This window comes from Anabaena sp. CCY 9613 (assembly GCF_963920895.1).
GTDB lineage: Bacteria > Cyanobacteriota > Cyanobacteriia > Cyanobacteriales > Nostocaceae > Cyanocohniella.
On the sequence record NZ_CAWUDE010000003.1, the window covers coordinates 24,249 to 44,860 of the forward strand.

Genomic DNA, 20,612 nt, shown 5'->3' on the forward strand with positions numbered 1-20,612 from the left:
AAAATGTATAAATATTTTTGCACTACTACTTAAGATGCGCCTCCTGAGATTGTGGGGATGGTCTGTGTTTCGGTTGTAGGCTCTGATACTGGCTTTGACGCTTCTTCAAACACAGTTAAATCAAACCAAAAAGTAGTACCTACACCAACTTCACTCACTAGATGCATTGTACTACGATGCCTTTCCATGATGTTTCTCACAATTGATAAGCCTAAACCAGTCCCTTCTAGGGTGTGAACTCGGTTTTCTACACGGAAAAAGCGGTCAAAAATCGCCTGTTGGTCTTCTAAGGCGATGCCAATACCAGTATCGGAAATTTCTACCCGCACCTGAGCAGAATGATTATGTGAGTTGGGCTGGGGATCTAATTGGTAGGTACGAATGGCGACTTTACCACCCGCCTGAGTGAATTTCAGGGAATTACCCACTAAATTAGCTAATACTTGCAGCAATAAATCATAATTACCCACAACTAGGGGTAAATTGGGGGCGACTTCTTGAATTAGTTCAATGCCTTTATCTCTAGCATTGAGTTGGTAAGTTCGTAAAGTTTGTTCAATTGCTTGCGCTAAATCTACGCCATTGAAGCTGTAACTGCGCCCAGATTCGAGCTTGGATAAATCCAACACATCGTTAACTAGACGAGTTAATCTATCGGTTTCGTGATTAACGGTTTGCAGAAAATCTTGCCGTTGTTCTACACTCAAGTCTTCGCCATACTCATGCAAGGTTTCAATAAAAGACTTGATGTTAAATAGAGGTGTTCGCAGTTCGTGAGAAACGTTACTGATAAATTGGCTTTTTGCCTCATTCAGTTCTACTTCACGGGTAATATCTTGCACTGTGATGGCAATACCTTTAATGCTTTCCCGTTGTAAATTTAGTACCGTAGTCAACAGAATGCGGATTGTGCGTTTGATGGGTTCGCTCAGATGAATGCGGAACTCAGCACTTTCACATTCACCTGCGGCCATTTCATACAAAGGCCTAGTGATTTCCATCTGCACCGCCGGAGGCAAATTATGTAAAACATTGCTCCCTTCAACTTCCACCCCTTCCCAACCAAAAATACGCCGCGCTGTGGGGTTAACTAAAATCACCTGCATACTGTTATCAATCAGCACAGCACCATCAGCGATGGTTGATACGAGGGTTTCGAGTTTAGCCTTTTCTGCTGTTAATTCTTCTATATTTTGTTCTTCATAGCGCTCTAGTCGCTCCGCCATTTCATTAAAACTAAGAATAACCTCTCCTAGTTCGCCACCTAGGGGTAAGTCGATGCGTTGCTTGAAATTCCCGGCTGCGATTTGTTTTACCCCCACTAGCAGTTCTTTAATGGGCTTAGTAATGGTCAAAGCGTTAATTACTCCTGCCAAAATCACCATGACCCAAATCGTGATAAAAACGGCAATGGTAACATCGCGGGTAAAATTGGTGGAAATAACTGCGGTTTGATTAGGGTTGATGCCGATAGCTAAGACACCCTGGGATTTTTCATCGACAATCAGGGGAATAAATACATCAGTGACTACCCCATCTGGGGACATGTGTTGCCGCACCATCGGCTTTTCTAAATCACTGGTGTAATCTTCTGGTAGTTGGATTCGCCGTTCAATGGTGAGGGAATTTTCTACCTCTGGCTCCCAAAAAGGAATGCCAAAAAAGATTTTCCCGGTTTCATCGGCGTAGAGCATGTAACGCACACTAGAGGTGCTGCTATAAAAGCGTTGAGAAAATTGGGCAACCTCAGTGAGATCGTTATCAGCAATGAGCGGGGCAACGTTGGCAGCCAGGAGTAATCCCAAGTCACGACCAAAACGGGTATCATTCATCCGGGCATCTTGCTGAATTGTATTCACAGCCCAGAAAGTCAGACCACTCATCACCAAAGACACCACCAAGGTGGCCACAGCCAATAGTTTAGTCTGAAGGGTGAAGTCAGACCACCAATTGGCGAGTGTCTTCGACACGCCATTGGCGAACGCTTCTCGAATTGTTTTTAAAGGAGCCAGCATCTTAAACAAAGTTGTTAGTAGTTTTAGTTATTCAACCCCAACAACTAAAAAATTAACAGTTAATTTGACAAACATGTTAATCGGGAGCAGGGAGCAGGGAGTCGGGAGTCGGGAGTCGGGAGTAAGGGGAAAAACTTCTCAGTTCCCAGTCCCTACTCTCCAATCCCCGATATCACTTTAACTCAGCACTCGATGACCGATATCTTTGCGGTAATACATGCCATCAAAATGAATGGATTTGATGCCAATGTATGCTTGGGCGATCGCCTGCTGAAAATTGTCACCGATGCCTGTTACATTTAATACTCTTCCCCCATCTGTGACTATTTGTTGTTGTGAGTTTAATTTTGTACCTGCATGAAATACGGTGACTTGTGCTGTTTCTGCTGCTTGAATGCCAGTAATGACTTTGCCTTTTTCATATGTCCCAGGATAACCACCTGAGGCAGCGACAACAGTAGCCGCAGCTCCTTGTTTCCAAGCAATAGGGGGCATTTCTCCTAAACGCTGCTGTACACAGGCTAACATCAATTCTTCTAGGGGTGTGGCTAACAGTGGTAAAATCACCTGGGTTTCAGGATCACCGAAGCGGCAGTTAAATTCTAAAACTTTCACATCACCATCGGGTGCAATCATTAATCCTGCGTAAAGTACGCCTCGATAATCAATGCCTCTGGATTTTAAGCCTGCGATCGCTCTTTCTAAAACTTCTGTTTGTACCCGTGCCATTAATTCTGGTGTGGCTATAGGTGTTGGGGCATAAGCTCCCATCCCACCAGTATTTTCGCCCATATCACCTTCACCAATCCGTTTATGGTCTTGAGCGGGTAACAAAGGACGAATTGTTAATCCATCGGTCAAGGCTAAAACTGATACCTCTTGCCCAGTTAAACATTCCTCAACAACAACAAAATTACCCGCACTACCGAACTGTCCTTGAAAAATTGCCTCAATGGCACTATTCGCCTGTTCCACAGTTTCGGCAACTATGACACCCTTACCCGCAGCCAAGCCGTCAGCTTTCACCACAATGGGCGCACCCTGTGCTTTTACGTATGATTTAGCTGCTGCTGCTTCCGTAAATACCGCAGACTTGGCTGTAGGAATCCCCGCTTCCTGCATCAAAGCTTTTGCCCAAGCCTTACTCGCCTCAATTTGCGCTCCTGCTCTGACAGGCCCAAATACCATTAATCCTTGACTTTGCAGGTAGTCGGTAATTCCCATTGCCAGGGGTACTTCTGGCCCTACTACCACCAGAGAAATGTTATTTTCTAAAGCATATCGGCTCATGCCCTCAAAGTCATCTACAGCCAAAGGCAAATTCTGGCAACGTTCCATACTTGCCGTACCCCCGTTTCCTGGCACACAGATAACTTGCTCAATTTGCTGAGATTGCAGCAGTTTCCATGCTAGTGCGTGTTCACGTCCCCCGTTACCTATAACTAAAACTTTCACTGATTTCCTCGTGAGTGCCTTGTGAAACGAGAATACCCTAGTGGTTCTCGCGGATCAATTTTTCACTAATTCTTCTGTTGATGCAAGCTTTCTGAAAAGTGCATAGTGGGACATAGCTAATGTTGAGTACAATCTATTCTATTTTTTTACGCCGACTTACTTAAGTAAATAGTAGATATTAGGAGCAATTTTGATAATTTAATTACAATATTTCTACGGTTATTTTCCGAAAAATGATTCAGACTTGAGGTATTTGTCATTAATTTTAGCAGGTAAGAATAATTGATTTAAAAAGACTGAGTAACTAATGACGTTTAATCGGTGTAAGTATTAACCTGTGAATATAGAATCAAAAAAATATCAATAAAATAGGGAACATGGCTAAAACTATTGTTACTGGAGCCGCAGGCTTTATTGGTTCTCACCTTGTGGAAACACTTCTAAAACAAGGCAAAGAAGTAATTGGCATTGATGAATTTAACGATTACTACGATCCGATGTTAAAGCACAAGAGTATTGCACATTTACACGGGTCGCCTAACTTTACTTTAATTGAAGGAAATATTCAGTTTTTAGACTGGCAGGCACTTCTCCAAGATGTTGAGGTTATTTATCATCAAGCGGCACAAGCTGGGGTAAGAGCAAGTTGGGGTGAAGGCTTCCGCAATTATACTGAACGCAATATTAGTGCTACGCAAGTTTTATTAGAAGCGGCAAAGGATGCTCAACACCTGAAAAGACTAGTATTTGCCTCGACATCTAGTGTATATGGTGATGCTGAAACCCTACCTACTCATGAGCAGATACCACCTCAACCAGTGTCCCCCTACGGCATTACCAAGCTAGCCGCTGAAAGGTTGTGTGGACTTTATCACAAAAACTTTGGTGTGCCAATTGTGGCATTACGTTATTTCACGGTTTACGGGCCCAGACAGCGCCCAGATATGGCTTTTCATAAATTTTTCAAATCTATTTTGCAGGATGAGGCAATTCCCATTTATGGCGATGGACAGCAAACGCGGGATTTTACATTTGTTAGTGATGTCATAGCTGCCAATTTAGCCGCCGCCTCTGTACCCGAAGCTGTGGGCGAAATATTCAATATTGGTGGTGGTAGCCGGGTAGTTTTGGCAGAAGTTCTAGACACAATGGCAGAAGTAGTAGGCAAACCCATCAAGAAAAATTACATTGAAAAAGCTATGGGAGATGCACGCCACACTGCGGCTGATGTATCTAAAGCCCGGCGAATTTTAGCATATCAACCGCAAGTCTCCTTAAGGGAGGGTTTGATGCAGGAATGGCAATGGGTGAAGGCTTTGTATTGTTAAGGATTGGAGATTGGGGGCTGGGGAGATGAGAGCGATAATACAAACAAATCTATATTATTCTCTCCCCCTGCTTCCTGCTCCCTGCTCCCTGCTCCCCTGTCTCTTCTCACTCTGGCCTCAAATCATTAGATAATTCGATAATTCCCCTAGAGCCATCAATCCTGACTCGTTGACCGTCTTGCAATATCCATGTAGCACCGCGAACATCCATGATGGCAGGAATACCGTACTCCCGGGCCACGATCGCACCATGAGAAAGTCGTCCCCCGACTTCGGCAATTATTCCTCCCGCCCTGACTAACAGAGGCGCCCAGCCGGAATCTGTATAAGGTACTACTAAAATTGTCTCGCGGTTGATTTCTGGTAAATCTTGTAAATTACGTACCACCTTCACCCTTCCTTCGGCTTGTCCGTGGCTAGCGGGAATGCCCTGTAATATTTGGTCTGAGTAGAGTTCAGAGGGTTCTAGGGCATGGGGTGTGGTATTACCGTAAACTAAAATGGGGATTTGGTTGATTTGGCTATCTTGGCTAAATTGCGATCGCCTGGATTGTAATATCTCAGATAAGCGATCGCGCAATTCGGCATTACTATTTGCTACTAAACATCGCACTTCATCCAACTCCAGAAAAAAGATATCTCCTGGTTCTCTGAGGATGCCCATTTTTAACCAAATTTGTTCTAAAGCCACAAATCGCCAGCGTAATTGGGCTAATAACCGGGAATAAACTTCGGTAACTCGCCCTTTAATATCTACTCGTTGCTGGACTATCCCCCGCTTGCGCTTGCTGGACAAAGCACGGTTAAGAGAATTTACCCCGTCTGTCTCGGCTTGGTTGATCATCAACTGCACAAATAACTGTTTGACTGGTTGGGGGTCTTCTTTCCAGGTGGGAATGGCTATATTTGTCCCAACATCACTTAAATAGCCGTAATCCTCTAGCAATTCGTTAAATTCGTAGAGAATCTTATCTCCTCCTGGTGTTTGCGCCAGTTGTTCAAATATTTGATCGGGATCACATTCAGGTAATACTTGTTTAGCATCTGCGGCTAATGCACTCAAAGACCTTAATGCTGCTACTTCTGGGGTGACGCTGTTATCAATGCGCCCATCTTTTACCCGAAAAATAGCTTGTCTAAGAGCTGCGCTTAAGGGAGCTAAAATACTGTAGTAAGTTCCACTACGGAGCAATTCCAGAATGAAATCAATTCTTGCTAGTAACTCGGATGGTTCTAGGGCATCAATTGATTCATTGGCTAATTGTGACAAACCCGGAATAAATACTCTGCTGTAGTCGCGTTTAAAGTCCTTTTCTAAACGCAGTTCTCGTTTCAGTAGCCTTGTTAGTCCTGGTAAATTCTCGAAGGTGGACTTCAAAGGCGGTTTGCTCATTTTCTCACCTCTAGTTAAAAATTCCAGACTTTCCGGTGGTAAACCCATCCGTAGAAAAATCTGTCCTAAGAGAGATGCATTAAAATAAGCTCTCGAATAGTGCAATGTGGCAGTATCAGTAAAATCTAAACCCAAAGCGCGATCGCCTAGAACTAAAGTAAAAAGATCTCCCCAAACTCCACAAGTTAATGGGCGATTAATCGACCATGTTAAGGGGTGAATCACACCTGGAATCACTTCAGCGGCAATTTTCCTTGTCCAGATGGGTAACAGGGTCGTAATGGGTCTAGCTTGCAATACCCAGAGGGTTTGGCTGTCGTAACTCCACTCAATATCTTGGGGAATGCCGTGATAGCGTCGTTCTAATCTCCGGACTAAGTAGGCTACTTGTTTGATTAATGCTTGGGGGACTTGTCCTGCTCCCTCTACCTGCACAGAGGAAAAATCGTCTGTCTCTACTACAAAGGCGCGATATTGTTCTGGTGTGACTTTGCCAGAAACAACTTGCGTGGGGCTACCTGGTAAAGCCTCAATCACAATGGCCTCACCTTGTTGGGTAATGGGATCACGACTGAAGGCGACACCAGAATACACACTCTGGATTTCTTGTTGCACCAGCACAGACATTGCTGTATCTGGTAACCCGCGATCGCGTCGATATTGTACAGCAGATGGATGATTGTAAGAAGCTTGGACTTGGGCGATGGCCTCTTGTAATTCTTGTTTGCTGGTAACTTGTAAAATTGTTTGGTACTGTCCAGCAGCGGAAGCGTGTTCCGAATCTTCCCCAATGGCTGAGGAACGCACCACTAAGGGCGATAAATCTGAGGGCTGAAGAATGGCGATCAATTCTTGGGGATCATCAATTGGGGAAATCACCCAACCCTTGGGAACTGGGTAGCCCCAACGCTTAATTTGAGAGAGTGTAGCTGCTTTTTGCCCGACAACGGCTACATCCAGTTCATCATCTAAAGAAAGAATCGGGCGATTACCTCGTAAATATTCCAATGTTGCTTGGGAATCTGATTCGGCCTCTCCCACTGGCAAATTCAAGTCATCGGGAATTTGTGTATAAATCCACCCCAACACCCCAGCTAAGACAATAGCAGCAACTATTTTGGGGAAATCGTCCACATTTAAGAGGATCACAAATAAAGGAAAAATAAATAAAACTCCCACTTTTACCAGTTTTCTGGAGCGTAGAAGTGTAAAGCTGATGATTGCTAACAAACTGGTAAATACTGTCACTAGGGGATCATGTACGAGAAATCCCCAAACGACATTCGTGGTTCCTGCGCCTTTACCCATCCAGTATCTACCCAAGACTAAGGCAATTAGGGCCACTAATTCCCAAGATGAGCCGTCAGGAAAAAACACACGAGACAGCAAAACTGCCCCGATGCCTTTGAGGGCTTCTGACAAAACTGCCAAAAGTCCTACTAATGTACCGCCGTGGTAAAAAGCGGCTGAAACGCTGATGTTTTTCGTGCCGATTCGTGATAATTGCCGACCTTTGAAAGCATAGGTAATCCAAGCAATCACTGGTAAACCACCCAAGAGGGGGCAGGCAATTAAAATAACTAGGGCACCCCAAAGTTCAATCATTGTGGATTTTGGATTTTAGATATATATTCCATCTAAAACCTCAAATCTCAAATTCTAAAGTTTCTCTGAAATTTTTTGATGGTAGTTAGGGAACTTTTATTTAGTTGCTTAATGGACACTTGACTGCGGCAGAAACCGTATTTGCAAGTGTCCGCCTCAGCCGCTAATTCTGAAGCTGCTAGTTACCTAGTTTAGCGCATAGGCAGCTTGCAGCGCCCAAACAATCAAGGCAGCAATCGATCCCAAGAGCAGAACGGTGGAAATGGTGACTAGTTTGGGGGAATCTGCCCCCTTAAATTTCATAATTCCTCGATTTAGATCGGACATAGCTTTGTAAGCCTCCTTTGCTACAGGGCTAATTTGTCCGTTTTGATTGTAGTCTTTCTATTTGCCGATCAAGCGAAAGTTCTCATAATATTTTGTTTAAGCTTTGCAACAATGTCATTCATACATTGACTGCTTAACTGTGTCTCCAAGGGGGTTACAGGGCTTGTATTGCCACAGGGGTAATTATGAGCTGAAGGTGACACCAAGTTAACTTGGCTGGGTGAATAAGTTCGTAGTCAGGACTTTAGTCCTTGGCTTGAGGGCTTCAGCCCTCACTACAAACTCTGGAAAATTTTTTGGGCAAACTACTAGTACAAGTCGGGGAATTAAGCCCTTGTTTGTGGGCATAGCTAGGTTTAGCGCCCAGCGCGCCTTGGGCTGCTTTTATAATTGCCAGGGCTAGGTGCTAAAGAGTGAAGTGTTACTGATTAATAGCACGGATGCATTTGTCAGATGCTAAAAAATTATTTAAATTACTATATTTTTAGAAGTATAGCTTGCAACTTTATTCCTAGTAAATGCGTCATCCAAAACAAACTTGATATGCAATTGTCTAATCATATTAGGTAACTAACAGAACTCTTGTAAATACAAATTAACAAATTGAAAGTGGTAATATTTATGCGGAAATTATTAAGTACTCTTTCTTTGCTAGCACTTCTTCAAAGTGTCCCCTTAATTCCTCAAGCCAGAGCGCTAGAGCCTAATAATCAAATAGAAGAAACTGCAATTCAACAGGTAATTACAGCCAAATTAATGACAAATTCACCTGATGGCAACTTTTATCCAGAAAGGATGATTAATCGGGCAGAATTAGCCGCTATTATGGTGAAAGCATTTCACTTAGATAAACGAGATGCCGTGAAACAAGGAGAGGCAATATCTGCACCAGATGTTCCTGCCTCCCATTGGGCATTTAATGATATTCAGACAGTTCTCAAAACCGATATTATGAGAGGCTACCGGGGAAATTTATTTTTCCCAAATCAAAGAGTAACTAGGGCAGAAGGTTTGGCTATTTTTGCCCAAGCCTATGGTGTATTTCAGTTTAGTGATGACACAGTAAGTGAAATCCTTGAATCGCATCCCGATGCAGCATCAATTCCCACATGGGCTAGAAGAGCGATCGCCACAGTAATTGCCGAAGGTTTTATCAACACAGATAGCCAAAACAATATTTCCCCATTACGACCCATGACCCGTGGGGATATGGCTTACGTATTAAGTAAATATTTAGAAAGACAACAGCCATTACCACCAACACCGGTAGTTCCTGGTGTTCCTGCAAGAGTGGAGTAGGGAGTTGGGGGGAAGAATTTCGGTTACGTTCCCTGAATCCCTAGAGGGGGCCCTGAGTTCCCCAATCCCTATTTCCTTCCTTTCTTGGTAGTGAAGACAGTAGTAAACATCATCAACATACCGCCTAGTAGAATAGCGATCGCTAGTCCTCCTGTGATCAAGTCGAGTAAATTGTTATTGTCCATGATGAATGAAAATTTGTAGTCAGCACTTTAAGGCTTAAAAATCAACGCCACGTTTAAGTTCTACACCTTGATTGGCATAGTGTTTGTGGCAGTATACCTCAGAGTGAACGCTAGCTAAATCAAAGTAGGCTGGTTGTTGTTGGCAACGTCCAGTAATAATGACTTCGGTATCGCGGGGTTTACGCAGTAAAGCTTGAACTATCGGTTCCACCGGAAGTAGTTCGAGGTCAACTGTGGGATTGAGTTCATCAAGAATAATGGTTTTGTACAATCCAGAGGCGATAGCAGTTTTGGCAATTTCCCAACCTCTTTCGGCTTCTATATAGTCTAGTTCTTGTCGGGAATTGCGCCAAACGATGGCATCACGGCCGCAGCGTTGATGATCTACAACCTCTGGATATGATTGTTGCAGAGCTGCGATCGCGGCATCTTCTGTATAACCACTACCACCTTTGAGCCATTGCATAATTAACACGCGGGTAGAACCTGGATGATTGATTCCCCTCCCAATAGCTTGCAAAGCTTTACCTAAAGCACTGGTGGACTTACCTTTACCCGCGCCAGTGTAAATTTCTATACCTTCTAGGAAGAGAGCTTTGGCCGTGGGGTGGTCTTGGGGTTTCATTTCCGAGTGCAAATCCGCAATCTCCAGTAATTCTGGCGGTGCAGCACGTCCAGTGGCTATGATTTCTAATTCCTGGGGTTTAGCTTTTAATGTCCGTACCACTTCATCCACTGGTAACAAACCTAAATCCAAAACCGGATTAATTTCATCCAAAACCACAACCGAATATAATCCAGAGGCGATGGCACCTTTAGCTACATCCCAACCCCGTGACGCTTCATCTTCGTCGAAAGAGGTAATTTCCTCCGGCCCAAAAAATTCCGCTCTCCCAGTACGTACCTGGTCAATTAAATGAGGGAATCCACGCTGTAAGGCTGCGATCGCCCCATCTTCGTCATAATCCCGTTCTGGCCCTTTTAAAAACCGCAGTAGTAAAACCCGGTGGGAATCGCTCGGTGTATTTATTCCCAAGCCAATTGAGCGCAAAACTACCCCTAAAGCCGCTTGGGACTTACCTTTACCCACACCATCATAGACGTGAATTTGACCAGTGAGCCGTTCAGGACGCACTTGCGCCGTGCGAATACCGATGCCGTTCCTTGTCATTTCTTGAAAAGCTGTAATGTGGCAGTCTTTAATTTTACAGAACCTTTTGTCATATCAGCCAGAAAAAATATTCTTGGTTATTAGTCATCGGTCAAAAACTTTATCCAATCACCTCATTCCCACTCCCTACTCCCTACTCCCCAATAAATAGGTGTATACTGGCACACCATGATGTAATCCCAGTTATACTTTCTAACATTAACCCCGACCTTGACCTTTTATGTTTGGACTTGAAAACCTCACGATTCCCAGCATTTGGCCTCTTGGGGCCATCTTGTTTGAATTTTTATTTTTACTGACTGCTATTCCTATAGAGGCATATGTGTTGAATAAGCGGCTACAATTCGACAAAAAAACGAGTATGTTTTATGCCATATCTATAAATCTTTTTTCTAGTACTATTGGTTGGATTATATTTTTCTTTATAGAACCAATGTTGCCTATAAATTTAAAATCAGAATTAATTAGTTACATGCTTTTTAATAGCTTCCGGAGGGAAAGCTCACAGGCTATTATGATTTTTACGGCTTTTATTATGTTCTTTCTTACCTTTTTAATGAAATTTTTGCTTTTAAAAATATTTGTAGTTTCCTTAAGAGAAACATTTGTTATCAAGCCAGAAAAAATACCAGCATCTAATCGTTTAAAATGGCGACGTGCCAGCACGGCGAGATTACAAAACTCAAATTTAGTTACTACTATATTAATAGCAAATTCACTAAGTTATAGTGCTATTACTATTATTTTGTTATTAGGTAGGAAAACTGTTTAACTGCTACTTCGTCTGATAAAAATACTCATAAATTTGTGAATTGGAGGTGTGAATAATGGTAACAATCTTTAAAGACCTCTTAAAGTTATTCAGCTTTACCGCAGGACTTTACGAAGGAATTAGAAAATTAATAATTCCCACCAAGGCTTATTCTTGGCAGACATTTATTTATCTGAGTATATTTTCTTGGGCACTGTCATCTTTAGCCATTGGCTATGTAAGCAATATAATTGGATTTTGTGGTTGGTTATTTTTAATAACTGGTACTGCATGGTATACAACTGATGATCCTTTAAGAGTTCCTGGTACTTTTATGCCAGTAGGCGCAGTAATTACTGGCTTTTTAGTTAGTATATTTTTGTTCCGCGATCCAGAAAGAGTAATGACATCGAGAAGTATTGTGCTGTGGCCCACAATCTCTGCATTAATTACGGCTTTTCCTGACTTTATTGAAGGCGGTGAAAAAACTAAAGCAAAAATTCCTCAACCGGCAATTCGGGAAAAAATCATAATTTTAGTAGCTAGTTGTACGTTACTTAGTTGCTGGATTCAATTTTATTTTGTTATGGATAATTGGTTTACACAATATCCCAGTTTACTGGCAGATAGTTTTAATCGCAGTACAATTGTTTGGAGCATGGAAGAACCAGAAAAAATACCCAAGAATGGTGTTTTAATTTTAGAACAACTGCAACCAATTATAGAAAAAGAATTAGCCAACAAACCTTGGTCAGAAGTCGAAAAATGGTTGATAGATGCACAACAGCAAGTAGGAAACTTGGGAAGAGAAGTAATTAATATACATTTGGCAGAGTTTGAAGAAAAGGCGTTATGGCGTGTAGAACCGCGGATAACTAATACTCAAGCTGGGTATAGATTAGATTTACTGAGCATTTGGTCAGGGCCGAGTTCTAACCCCCAAGGGTATTATTTGCAAAAATCTTGTCGTATTGACCCCATTGCATCATCTAGCAATACTATCGTCACTCCCACTCAAGCAGAGATTAAAAATACAGTTGCAGAAGTTGAATGCGATCGCCTCAGTAAATTGGTAGCTGGTGCGCCACCACCGCAGCAGTGATGGTGGAGAAACTTTCTAGCCCCTACTCCCTACTCCCTAGCCACAACTAACAAGCAATGAACTTAAGCAGAATTTTTGTCATCGCTAAAAATGTCTTTCAGGAAATGGTACGCGATCGCATCCTGTATATTATCGGTTTTTATGCCCTCATCCTGGCTATTGCTCTGCGTGTCATCCCTGAATTTGCCGCTACGACTGAAGATAAAATGTTTCTGGACTTTGGTCTAGCAACAATGAATATATTGACTTTAATTGTTGCCATATTTATTGGTACAGGACTGGTTAATAAAGAAATTGATAAACGGACTATTTTGGTGTTAATTGCCAAGCCGGTGAGCCGCAGTGAAATTATTGTTGGCAAATTCTTGGGTTTATCGGCCGTGTTGAGCGTACTTGTGGCTGCTATGACAGTCATTTATTTAATATTTTTGCAGATAGGGAATATTCCTCATTCAATTCCCAGCATTTTAATTGCCACGGTTTTCTTATGCTTGCAATTATCTCTAATTACTGCTGTAGCTATTACCTTCGGTGTCTTTACAAGTTCCCTATTAGCTGTCACTTTAACATTTGCAGTTTACTTAATGGGGAATATTACGCCAGATTTAGTCCAACTTGGTCGCTTGAGCAATAACCCGATGATGGCCAGGATAACTCAAGGCTTGTATCTCATTTTGCCAAATTTATCACGATTAGATTTGAAAAACGATGCTGTTTATGGTCTACAAGCCTTACCTGATGCCACAGCACTCATGACTAATGTCGGCTACGGCTTACTTTATAGCATTATGCTACTAGCGATCGCTAATCTGATCTTCTGGCGACGTGAGTTTTAATCCCAAATGACTATCTGAGGATCACAAATCGTACCATCAGGCATGATAGTGTCTCGTAGTTTCGCATAAATTATTTTAGTTTCCCAAAGATTTGCCTGACTCAAGTTAGCCTTAGTTAAGTTTGTTGATGTCAAGTCTGCGCCGCTTAAGTTGACTTCAGTTAAATTAGCTTCTAGTAGTGTCGCCCCACATAATTTTGCTCCCGCCAGATTTGCTCTCAATAAGTTTGCCTCAATCAAGGATGCTTCAATTAATATTGCTGCACTCAGATTTGCTTCAGTTAAATCTGTATCGCACAAAGAAGCACCCCAAAGGTTAATGTGACTGCATTGCGTCCGCCACAAGCGAGAACAACAGACATTAGCAGATGTTAAATCAGCATTAGTAAAATTAGCTTCTGATAAATTAGCTTCTGATAAATTAGCTCCACGTAAAGTAGCTTGTATTAAATTTGCCCCCTTTAAGTTAGCCCCAGTGAGATCAGATCCAGATAAATTGGCCCCCTGAAAATCTGCACCCATCAAGTTAAAACCGCTAAAATCAACTGATTTCAAGTCAATTTTGCTTAAATCACAGCCACTAAAATCCCTACGCTGACAAGCTTTATCTTTGATTTGATCCAATATTAATTCTTGGTTGTCAGCATAATTTCTCATGATATTCACCTCAATTGATAATAATCACAAAAATTAAATTTTTCTGAGTCCTAAATCATAAATTACTCAGAATACATGTCTTTGTGAGTGAGAGTTACTGTATTTCGAGATTACACCTCAAATGCCCATAATTTTGCTCAAAATTCAGGAATAAATTGCAAAAAATTTGCTCATGAGCGGGAAATCCGCCTAGACAGTAGTAAGGTCAATAATAAATGCTGTCATAAGTCAGGAAAAATTGATAATGTAAAACATATCAGATCTACAAACTAATGCCTAATATCACCCATTTAATTATTGCTCATGCACAATATTCAGGAGAACCGATAAAGTAAATCTACAAATTGAACACTTGATTAACTAACACCTATCTATAGGAGGATTTATTTACTTGCCAAGTTAGATTAAAAGAAAGCGAATGTTTACATATGTAAAATCAGCCGAAATTATGTAAAAAACAGCGGATGAAGATTTTTTTCAAGAATTAGATCCTATTTCTTGGCAAAACAGTCCCACTGCATTCATCTCAAGCGAACAAGATGCAAAATCAAGAAAAGTGTGATTATGACTTGGCTGACCAGCGACAAAGTAATATGAAAACCGCTACTGTGGAAGAGGGGATGATATTTCAGTTAGCGAATGGCAGTATACAAGGTTGTAATACTAGCGCTGAACTGATTTTGGGACTTACAGCCAAGGATATACATGCATGGGATTCCCCTAACGCCTGCTGGCGATTTGTGGACGAAAATGGCATCCCCTTGACGGCATTAACCCATCCAGCGATGCTGGCTCTGGGTACAGGTAAGCCTTGCTTGAATGTTATTGTGGGGTTAGATAAACCAAATACAGAGTTAAAGTGGCTGTTGATGAACTGTCAGCCTTTATTTCTAGCTGACGAAAGTTCACCCTACGCAGTTGTCTATACCTTTTCTCATATTACTAAACCAAATTCCCAGCAGATTCACAATCTTTCTGGGGCAGGAGATAAAACCCAAATACCAATATTAAAAATGAATGAGCCAAATACTAATGCTGAAATAATGAAGCAATTAGTGGCAAGTGAAATTAAATTAAAAAAATTATTTGACTCGAATATTATTGGCATCGTTATAGCAGATTTCACTAATATTATTGAGGCTAATGATATATTTTTACAGATGGTGGGTTATACCCGTGAAGATTTGCTAGCAGGGGAAATTTGTTGGTCACAAATTACACCTCCTGAGTTTCACCATCTAGACGAAAAGGCATTACAAGAACTTGTCACAATTGGGAGCTTTACACCTTTTGAAAAGCAATATATCCGTAAAGATGGGAGCCGGATTACGATTTTGATTGGTGGGGCAATTTTAGACCAGTCTCCACCAACTTGTGTGTGTTTTGTGATGGATTTAACTGAGCGCCAACAGACACAAAAATCATTACGGGATGTTCTGCAAAGACTGACATTCCATGTAGAAAACTCTCCTTTGGCGATAATCGAGTGGGATCATGAATTTCGCGTATCTCGCTGGTCAAAGTCAGCTGAACGTATTTTTGGCTGGACAGCTGAGGAAGTTCTCGGTAAACAGATAAATGATTGGCAATTTGTCTTTGGGGAAGATATAGAGGTCGTCAATAGTGTAATTGGTCGGTTATTTAATTGCAGTGAAACGCAAGTAATCGTCAACAACCGTAACTACACCCAAGATGGCACTGTACTTCATTGTCAATGGTATAACTCAGCTTTATGTGACGAATCAGGCAAGTTAGTTTCTGTATTATCACAAGTGCTAGATATTACGGAAAATAAACGAGTAGAAGCAGCATTACGAGAAAGTGAAGCCCGATTTCGGCAGATGGCGGATACTTCTCCTACTTTGATTTGGATGAGTGATATTAGCAGTCTTCGTTGCTATTTTAATCGGCCTTGGCTGGAGTTTACAGGACGAACAATGGAGCAAGAAATGGGTCACGGTTGGGCAGAAGGGGTGCATCCTGACGATTTACAGCGTTATTTTGCTACTTATATTCATGCATTTAATACCCGTCAAGAATTCCAAATGGAATATCGGATGAAACGTGCTGACGGTGAGTATCGTTGGATTTTAGATATGGGAGTGCCACGCTTTACATCAGAAGGTACTTTCCTTGGTTATATCGGTTCCTGTATTGACATTACAGACCGCAAACAAGCAGAGGCAGAAAAAGAGAAAATGTTAGCGCGATCGCGGCAATATACCAGACAATTACATGGGTTGATGGAGGCAGCAGTGGCAATTAATTCGGCACTCTCCATCGAAGAAGTGTTACGTGTAATTACAGAACAAGCCCGCGAAATTATTGGCGCGCATCAATCAGTCACCAGCGTGATAATTGATGATGATGAAGGACAAGCCATGAATTCAACTTCACTGTCCGATAAATATGCTGCCTGGCGAGATCAATGTCAACAACTAGATAGCTTAGGTATTGAACCCAGTATTCATCAAACAAATGGGCCTATACGCCTATCCCAAGCAGAACTCACATCTCATCCCCAATGGCAGCAGTTTGGTCAGCAAATAGACAAATACCCACCGCTGCGGGGATGGTTAGCTACTCCCCTCATTGGACGAGATGGTCACAGCATCGGACTAATTCAGTTATCGGATAAATATGAAGATGAATTTACCAAAGAAGACGAAGCCATTATCGTGCAATTAGCGCAAATGGCATCAATCGCCATTGAAAACACGAGGTTGTATGAAGCCGAACAACAAGCACGCGCCCAAGCAGAAGAAGCCAACTGTATTAAAGATGAGTTTTTGGCTGTTCTTTCCCACGAATTGCGCTCCCCCCTAAATCCGATTTTGGGTTGGTCTAAGCTACTGCAAAGTCGTAAATTTGATGAATCAAAAACCACCGCAGCCTTAGCTACAATCGAGCGCAATGCCAGGTTACAAGCGCAATTAATTGAAGATTTACTAGATGTCTCGCGGATTTTGCAAGGCAAGTTGACACTCAATGTGGATAAAGTCAATCTGGCAACGACGATTACCGCAGCAATGGAAACAGTCCATTTAGCAGCCAAAGCAAAATCCATCAAATTAAAGTTTCAGCCTCATGCCGATGCTCCAGTCCTAGTCATGGGTGACCCCAACCGCTTACAACAAGTGGTCTGGAATCTCCTTTCCAACGCCGTCAAATTCACTCCCCCAGGAGGACAAGTACAAGTTTGCTTAGAACAAATTGATTCTCACATTCAAATTCAAGTCACTGATACAGGTAAAGGAATAGACTCTCATTTTTTGAGTTATGTATTTGATTACTTCCGTCAAGCAGATAGCGCCACCACCCGAAAATTCGGCGGGTTAGGGCTGGGACTAGCAATTGTCCGACAGTTAGTAGAACTCCACGGAGGTACAGTCAACGCTGATAGTCCAGGTGAAGGAAAAGGAGCAACTTTTACAGTCCAGTTACCAGTTTTGTCTACAAAATTGACCACAGTAGAGAACCAGGAAGAAGAAATAATGGACTCCAACATAGGTAATCTTCAGGGCATCAAAATCCTAGTTGTAGATGATGATCTTGACTCGCGTGACTTTATTAGCTTTGTCCTCGAAGAAGAAGGCGCAGAAGTGATCTCAGTCTCATCAGCCATTGATGCACTAGAAACCCTGCCAGCATCAAAAGCAGATGTGCTACTGAGTGATATTGGAATGCCAGACATAGACGGCTATATGCTGATGCGCCAAGTGAGAACTTGGACACCAGAAACAGGCGGAAAAATCCCCGCGATCGCTCTTACTGCTTATGCAGGAGAATATAACCAAGAACAGGCATTATCAGCCGGTTTTCAGATGCATGTCACCAAACCAGCCGAACCCACTGAATTAGTTGCAGCTGTCGTGAGATTAGCTGGGAAAAAGGTTGTTAGTTTAAAGGCTAGAGGTTAGAGTCCCCGTGTCCTATTCATCGCCCCAGGTTTGTAATTGAAAATACACCAAAACTAAAGTAACTGCTAACAATACTGTGGCGGCTGCGGCTGCATAACCAAAATCAAATTGAGCAAAGGCTTCTTGATAAATGTAGTAAACCAGCAGGTTGGTAGAATTTAGGGGGCCACCACCTGTAATTACATAAACTTGCTCAAAGCTACGGAGTGTAAAAATTGCTGTGGTAATAGTAGCAAATATGACAGTGGGTTGTAATCCGGGTAAGGTTACATGCCAAAATTGCTGCCAAGCATTAGCACCATCTAGTTCTGCGGCTTCGTAGCGACTAGGAGGTATGGCTTGCAATCCTGCCAAAAATACCACCATATTGAAACCTAGTTGTTTCCAAATACTCAAGATAATTAATACTGGCATAGCCCAAACTGTACTTCCTAACCAGGGAATGGGGGAAATACCCAATACTTCTAAAAATGCGTTGACAGGGCCAGTGGTTTGAAATAGCCAGCGAAAACCTAAACCAGCTGCAACTAAGGAGATAATTGAAGGTAAAAAATAGGCACTCCGCAGCACTCCCCGCAAGGCTAAAGATTTATCTAGTAGTACTGCTAACCCCAAAGGAATCACTAAACTGGGAATGACGGTGGCAACAGTAAAATAAATCGTGTTCCATAAAACTTGCCAAAAATCAGGAGTGAGAAACAAGCGCCAGTAATTTCTCAAACCTATCCATGTAGTACCTGTAGAGGTGAAACTTCCCGCAGTAAAACTCAGATAAAACAAATAAGCGATGGGCCAGATGATGAAAATACCCAATAAAATCAGCGCGGGGGACAAAAAAGTCCAAGCGGCGAGTGTATCATTATCCAACCAAGACTTAGTATATGTTTTTGGCATCTATAATTTTTCCTCTTTGCTATGAACCTCCGCCCTGATTCTACCGTTAGCTTGGTTGCTCCCAGCGTTAATCATGACCAAATTTCTCCTAGTACTCCTCTGAAACTGGGAATTATGGCTTCTGGTAGTGGTAGTAATTTTGCAGCTATTGCCCAAGCGATCGCAGATCAGCAACTCAATGCTCAAGTTCAAGTTTTAATTTATAATAACCCTTCGGCGAAAGCACCAGTCAGGGCAGCTAATTGGGGCGTGGAAGCTGTATTGTTAAATCACCGCGACTACAGTAGCCGGGAAAGTTTTGATACAGAAATTGTCAAGACATTGAGACAATATGATGTTGAATGGGTGATTATGGCAGGTTGGATGCGTCTTGTCACACCAGTGTTGATTGATGCTTTTCCCGAAAAAATAATTAACATCCATCCGAGTTTATTACCAAGTTTCAAGGGCATTAATGCCGTAGAACAAGCCCTAGCTGCGAAAGTCAAGATTACAGGCTGTACAGTACATCTAGTTTGTTTAGAAGTAGACAGTGGCCCTATCTTAATTCAAGCGGCTGTACCAGTATTCCCAGACGACACCCTAGAAACACTCCACGCCAGGATTCAAATTCAGGAACACCGAATTTTACCACAGGCGATCGCACTGGCTGCCGCCAGGGAATTATCAGTTATTTGAACCATTAACAGAACATCAGAAAATAAATTATCTTGTAGGATGGGCATCTTGCCCGTCTTTGATTATTTGGTAGCCTCTTAAAAATTTCCAGGAAATTAAGTAAATAATCAAGATGGTTTTTCAATATACAGAAGCACTTGTTACCATCGCATCATTAAATTTTGATAAATTAATAAATTTTTATATAGATTTACTAAGTAAAAAACCTGTTATTTATATTCCCAATGTTTACGCAGAGTTTCACATTCCTGGTGTGCGATTAGGTATTTTTCAACCTAAAAAAACACACGCATTTGAATTTGTTAACTCAGCAAAAAGTACAATAAGTTTGTGTTTAGAAGTGAGTGATTTAGAAGATGCGATCGCTCACCTCACAAATTTAGGTTATCCACCCCCAGGAGAAATTTCCATTGCTTCTCACGGTAGAGAAATTTATGCATATGATCCCGATGGCAATCGTCTAATTTTACATCAAGGTAAGTCACCATCTTAAAAGGTACTATGACAAACACCAAATCTGTCAACGCAGACAATCTAGAAATATTATCATCTAAACTACCAGGAAATGTTATGCAATCTTGTTGTCCTAGTTCATCAACAATATCGTCGGTATCATAATTGCCTGCAAAGTCAATTCCTCTCTGCATAAATTATCCATCTAAAGGAAGATAATGAAAAATATATTCCTTTCGGAGAAGTTTATTCACCTTAATTCAGCTTGTTATTGCGAAATTAAGATGTTAGTGTATAATCCAATATAAGCTTGAGTAAGTCAGCCTAATCCAGCGAGTGATAGCTCATAATGCTGGAGCGGAGGAACCAAATTATGGGGCGTATCTCAAAATCGATTGTGAAAAAGATGTAAGGTTTGAGGTCAAAACATTAATCTCAAATTCCTATCTAAAATCGACTAGAGAGGGGCATCTCTCAGCCCTAGCCCGTCAGCTAACTTCGTAGGCATTGAGAGGAGACTGAAGAGACAGCATTTTTCTAATGT

General features: G+C 41.8%; 14 protein-coding genes and 1 riboswitch. Of the genes, 8 read left to right on the forward strand and 6 right to left on the reverse strand.

Features of this window, described 5'->3' with window-relative positions; genetic code table 11:
• Positions 1-29 precede the first annotated feature (29 nt).
• A complete protein-coding gene (gene nblS, locus ACM0OT_RS03850; RefSeq protein WP_414562899.1) occupies positions 30-2,015 on the reverse strand; it encodes a two-component system sensor histidine kinase NblS in 1,986 nt (661 codons plus the stop codon).
• Positions 2,016-2,192: 177 nt separating this feature from the next.
• The gene (purD, locus tag ACM0OT_RS03855; protein WP_414562901.1) at positions 2,193-3,470 is read right to left on the reverse strand and encodes a phosphoribosylamine--glycine ligase; all 1,278 of its coding nucleotides are present in this window, start codon (positions 3,468-3,470) and stop codon (positions 2,193-2,195) included.
• Between the two features lie 377 nt (positions 3,471-3,847).
• Between purD and ACM0OT_RS03860 the strand changes: the two genes are divergently transcribed.
• Positions 3,848-4,798 carry an NAD-dependent epimerase/dehydratase family protein gene (locus tag ACM0OT_RS03860; RefSeq protein WP_414562903.1) on the forward strand — a complete coding sequence of 317 codons (951 nt, stop codon included), beginning with the start codon at positions 3,848-3,850 and terminating at the stop codon, positions 4,796-4,798.
• Between the two features lie 106 nt (positions 4,799-4,904).
• On the opposite strand, the gene ACM0OT_RS03865 is transcribed toward ACM0OT_RS03860, so the two are convergent.
• Positions 4,905-7,796 (reverse strand): glycerol-3-phosphate acyltransferase, encoded by a 2,892-nt coding sequence (locus ACM0OT_RS03865; RefSeq protein ID WP_414562905.1) that lies wholly within the window; start codon positions 7,794-7,796, stop codon positions 4,905-4,907.
• A 948-nt stretch (positions 7,797-8,744) separates the two neighbouring features.
• Between ACM0OT_RS03865 and ACM0OT_RS03870 the strand changes: the two genes are divergently transcribed.
• On the forward strand, positions 8,745-9,422 hold the full coding sequence (locus ACM0OT_RS03870) for an S-layer homology domain-containing protein (RefSeq protein ID WP_414562907.1): 678 nt from the start codon (positions 8,745-8,747) through the stop codon (positions 9,420-9,422).
• A 219-nt stretch (positions 9,423-9,641) separates the two neighbouring features.
• Here the strand turns inward: ACM0OT_RS03870 and ACM0OT_RS03875 are convergent, their stop codons facing one another.
• Positions 9,642-10,778, reverse strand: coding sequence for a cob(I)yrinic acid a,c-diamide adenosyltransferase (locus ACM0OT_RS03875; protein WP_414562909.1), 1,137 nt, complete (start codon positions 10,776-10,778; stop codon positions 9,642-9,644).
• 220 nt (positions 10,779-10,998) lie between these two features.
• Between ACM0OT_RS03875 and fraC the strand changes: the two genes are divergently transcribed.
• The 3 genes from fraC to ACM0OT_RS03890 are packed head-to-tail and all read left to right on the forward strand — an operon-like array spanning position 10,999 to position 13,467.
• Positions 10,999-11,550: a filament integrity protein FraC gene (gene fraC, locus ACM0OT_RS03880; protein WP_414562911.1), complete on the forward strand. Its 552-nt coding sequence runs from the start codon at positions 10,999-11,001 to the stop codon at positions 11,548-11,550.
• A gap of 55 nt (positions 11,551-11,605) precedes the next feature.
• Positions 11,606-12,631, forward strand: a complete 1,026-nt coding sequence (gene fraD, locus ACM0OT_RS03885) for a septal junction protein FraD (protein ID WP_414562913.1) — start codon at positions 11,606-11,608, stop codon at positions 12,629-12,631.
• Positions 12,632-12,687: 56 nt separating this feature from the next.
• Positions 12,688-13,467, forward strand: coding sequence for an ABC transporter permease (locus tag ACM0OT_RS03890; RefSeq protein ID WP_414562915.1), 780 nt, complete (start codon positions 12,688-12,690; stop codon positions 13,465-13,467).
• Here the strand turns inward: ACM0OT_RS03890 and ACM0OT_RS03895 are convergent.
• Positions 13,464-14,123: a pentapeptide repeat-containing protein gene (locus tag ACM0OT_RS03895; protein WP_414562917.1), complete on the reverse strand. Its 660-nt coding sequence runs from the start codon at positions 14,121-14,123 to the stop codon at positions 13,464-13,466. The genes ACM0OT_RS03890 and ACM0OT_RS03895 overlap by 4 nt on opposite strands.
• A gap of 539 nt (positions 14,124-14,662) precedes the next feature.
• Here ACM0OT_RS03895 and ACM0OT_RS03900 point away from each other — a divergent pair.
• The gene (locus ACM0OT_RS03900; protein WP_414562919.1) at positions 14,663-18,043 is read left to right on the forward strand and encodes a PAS domain S-box protein; all 3,381 of its coding nucleotides are present in this window, start codon (positions 14,663-14,665) and stop codon (positions 18,041-18,043) included.
• 12 nt (positions 18,044-18,055) lie between these two features.
• Here the strand turns inward: ACM0OT_RS03900 and ACM0OT_RS03905 are convergent, their stop codons facing one another.
• Positions 18,056-18,937, reverse strand: a complete 882-nt coding sequence (locus tag ACM0OT_RS03905; RefSeq protein ID WP_414562922.1) for a carbohydrate ABC transporter permease — start codon at positions 18,935-18,937, stop codon at positions 18,056-18,058.
• A gap of 21 nt (positions 18,938-18,958) precedes the next feature.
• On the opposite strand from ACM0OT_RS03905, the gene purN reads away from it, so the two are divergent.
• Together purN and ACM0OT_RS03915 are read left to right on the forward strand one after the other, a co-directional pair.
• Complete coding sequence (gene purN / locus ACM0OT_RS03910; RefSeq protein WP_414562924.1) at positions 18,959-19,615, forward strand: phosphoribosylglycinamide formyltransferase; 657 nt, start codon at positions 18,959-18,961, stop codon at positions 19,613-19,615.
• A gap of 112 nt (positions 19,616-19,727) precedes the next feature.
• Complete coding sequence (locus ACM0OT_RS03915) at positions 19,728-20,108, forward strand: VOC family protein (protein WP_414562926.1); 381 nt, start codon at positions 19,728-19,730, stop codon at positions 20,106-20,108.
• Positions 20,109-20,379: 271 nt separating this feature from the next.
• Positions 20,380-20,590, forward strand: a riboswitch (cyclic di-AMP (ydaO/yuaA leader).
• Positions 20,591-20,612 lie beyond the last annotated feature (22 nt).

Coding starts and splice junctions, on each gene's coding strand:
- ACM0OT_RS03870 (WP_414562907.1), top strand. CDS start 8,745: ATGCGGAAATTATTAAGTACTCTTTCTTTGCTAGCACTTCTTCAAAGT.
- fraC (WP_414562911.1), top strand. CDS start 10,999: ATGTTTGGACTTGAAAACCTCACGATTCCCAGCATTTGGCCTCTTGGG.
- fraD (WP_414562913.1), top strand. CDS start 11,606: ATGGTAACAATCTTTAAAGACCTCTTAAAGTTATTCAGCTTTACCGCA.
- ACM0OT_RS03905 (WP_414562922.1), bottom strand. CDS start 18,937: ATGCCAAAAACATATACTAAGTCTTGGTTGGATAATGATACACTCGCC.
- ACM0OT_RS03875 (WP_414562909.1), bottom strand. CDS start 10,778: ATGACAAGGAACGGCATCGGTATTCGCACGGCGCAAGTGCGTCCTGAA.
- ACM0OT_RS03890 (WP_414562915.1), top strand. CDS start 12,688: ATGAACTTAAGCAGAATTTTTGTCATCGCTAAAAATGTCTTTCAGGAA.
- ACM0OT_RS03915 (WP_414562926.1), top strand. CDS start 19,728: ATGGTTTTTCAATATACAGAAGCACTTGTTACCATCGCATCATTAAAT.
- purN (WP_414562924.1), top strand. CDS start 18,959: ATGAACCTCCGCCCTGATTCTACCGTTAGCTTGGTTGCTCCCAGCGTT.
- ACM0OT_RS03865 (WP_414562905.1), bottom strand. CDS start 7,796: ATGATTGAACTTTGGGGTGCCCTAGTTATTTTAATTGCCTGCCCCCTC.
- ACM0OT_RS03900 (WP_414562919.1), top strand. CDS start 14,663: ATGCAAAATCAAGAAAAGTGTGATTATGACTTGGCTGACCAGCGACAA.
- ACM0OT_RS03860 (WP_414562903.1), top strand. CDS start 3,848: ATGGCTAAAACTATTGTTACTGGAGCCGCAGGCTTTATTGGTTCTCAC.
- nblS (WP_414562899.1), bottom strand. CDS start 2,015: ATGCTGGCTCCTTTAAAAACAATTCGAGAAGCGTTCGCCAATGGCGTG.
- ACM0OT_RS03895 (WP_414562917.1), bottom strand. CDS start 14,123: ATGAGAAATTATGCTGACAACCAAGAATTAATATTGGATCAAATCAAA.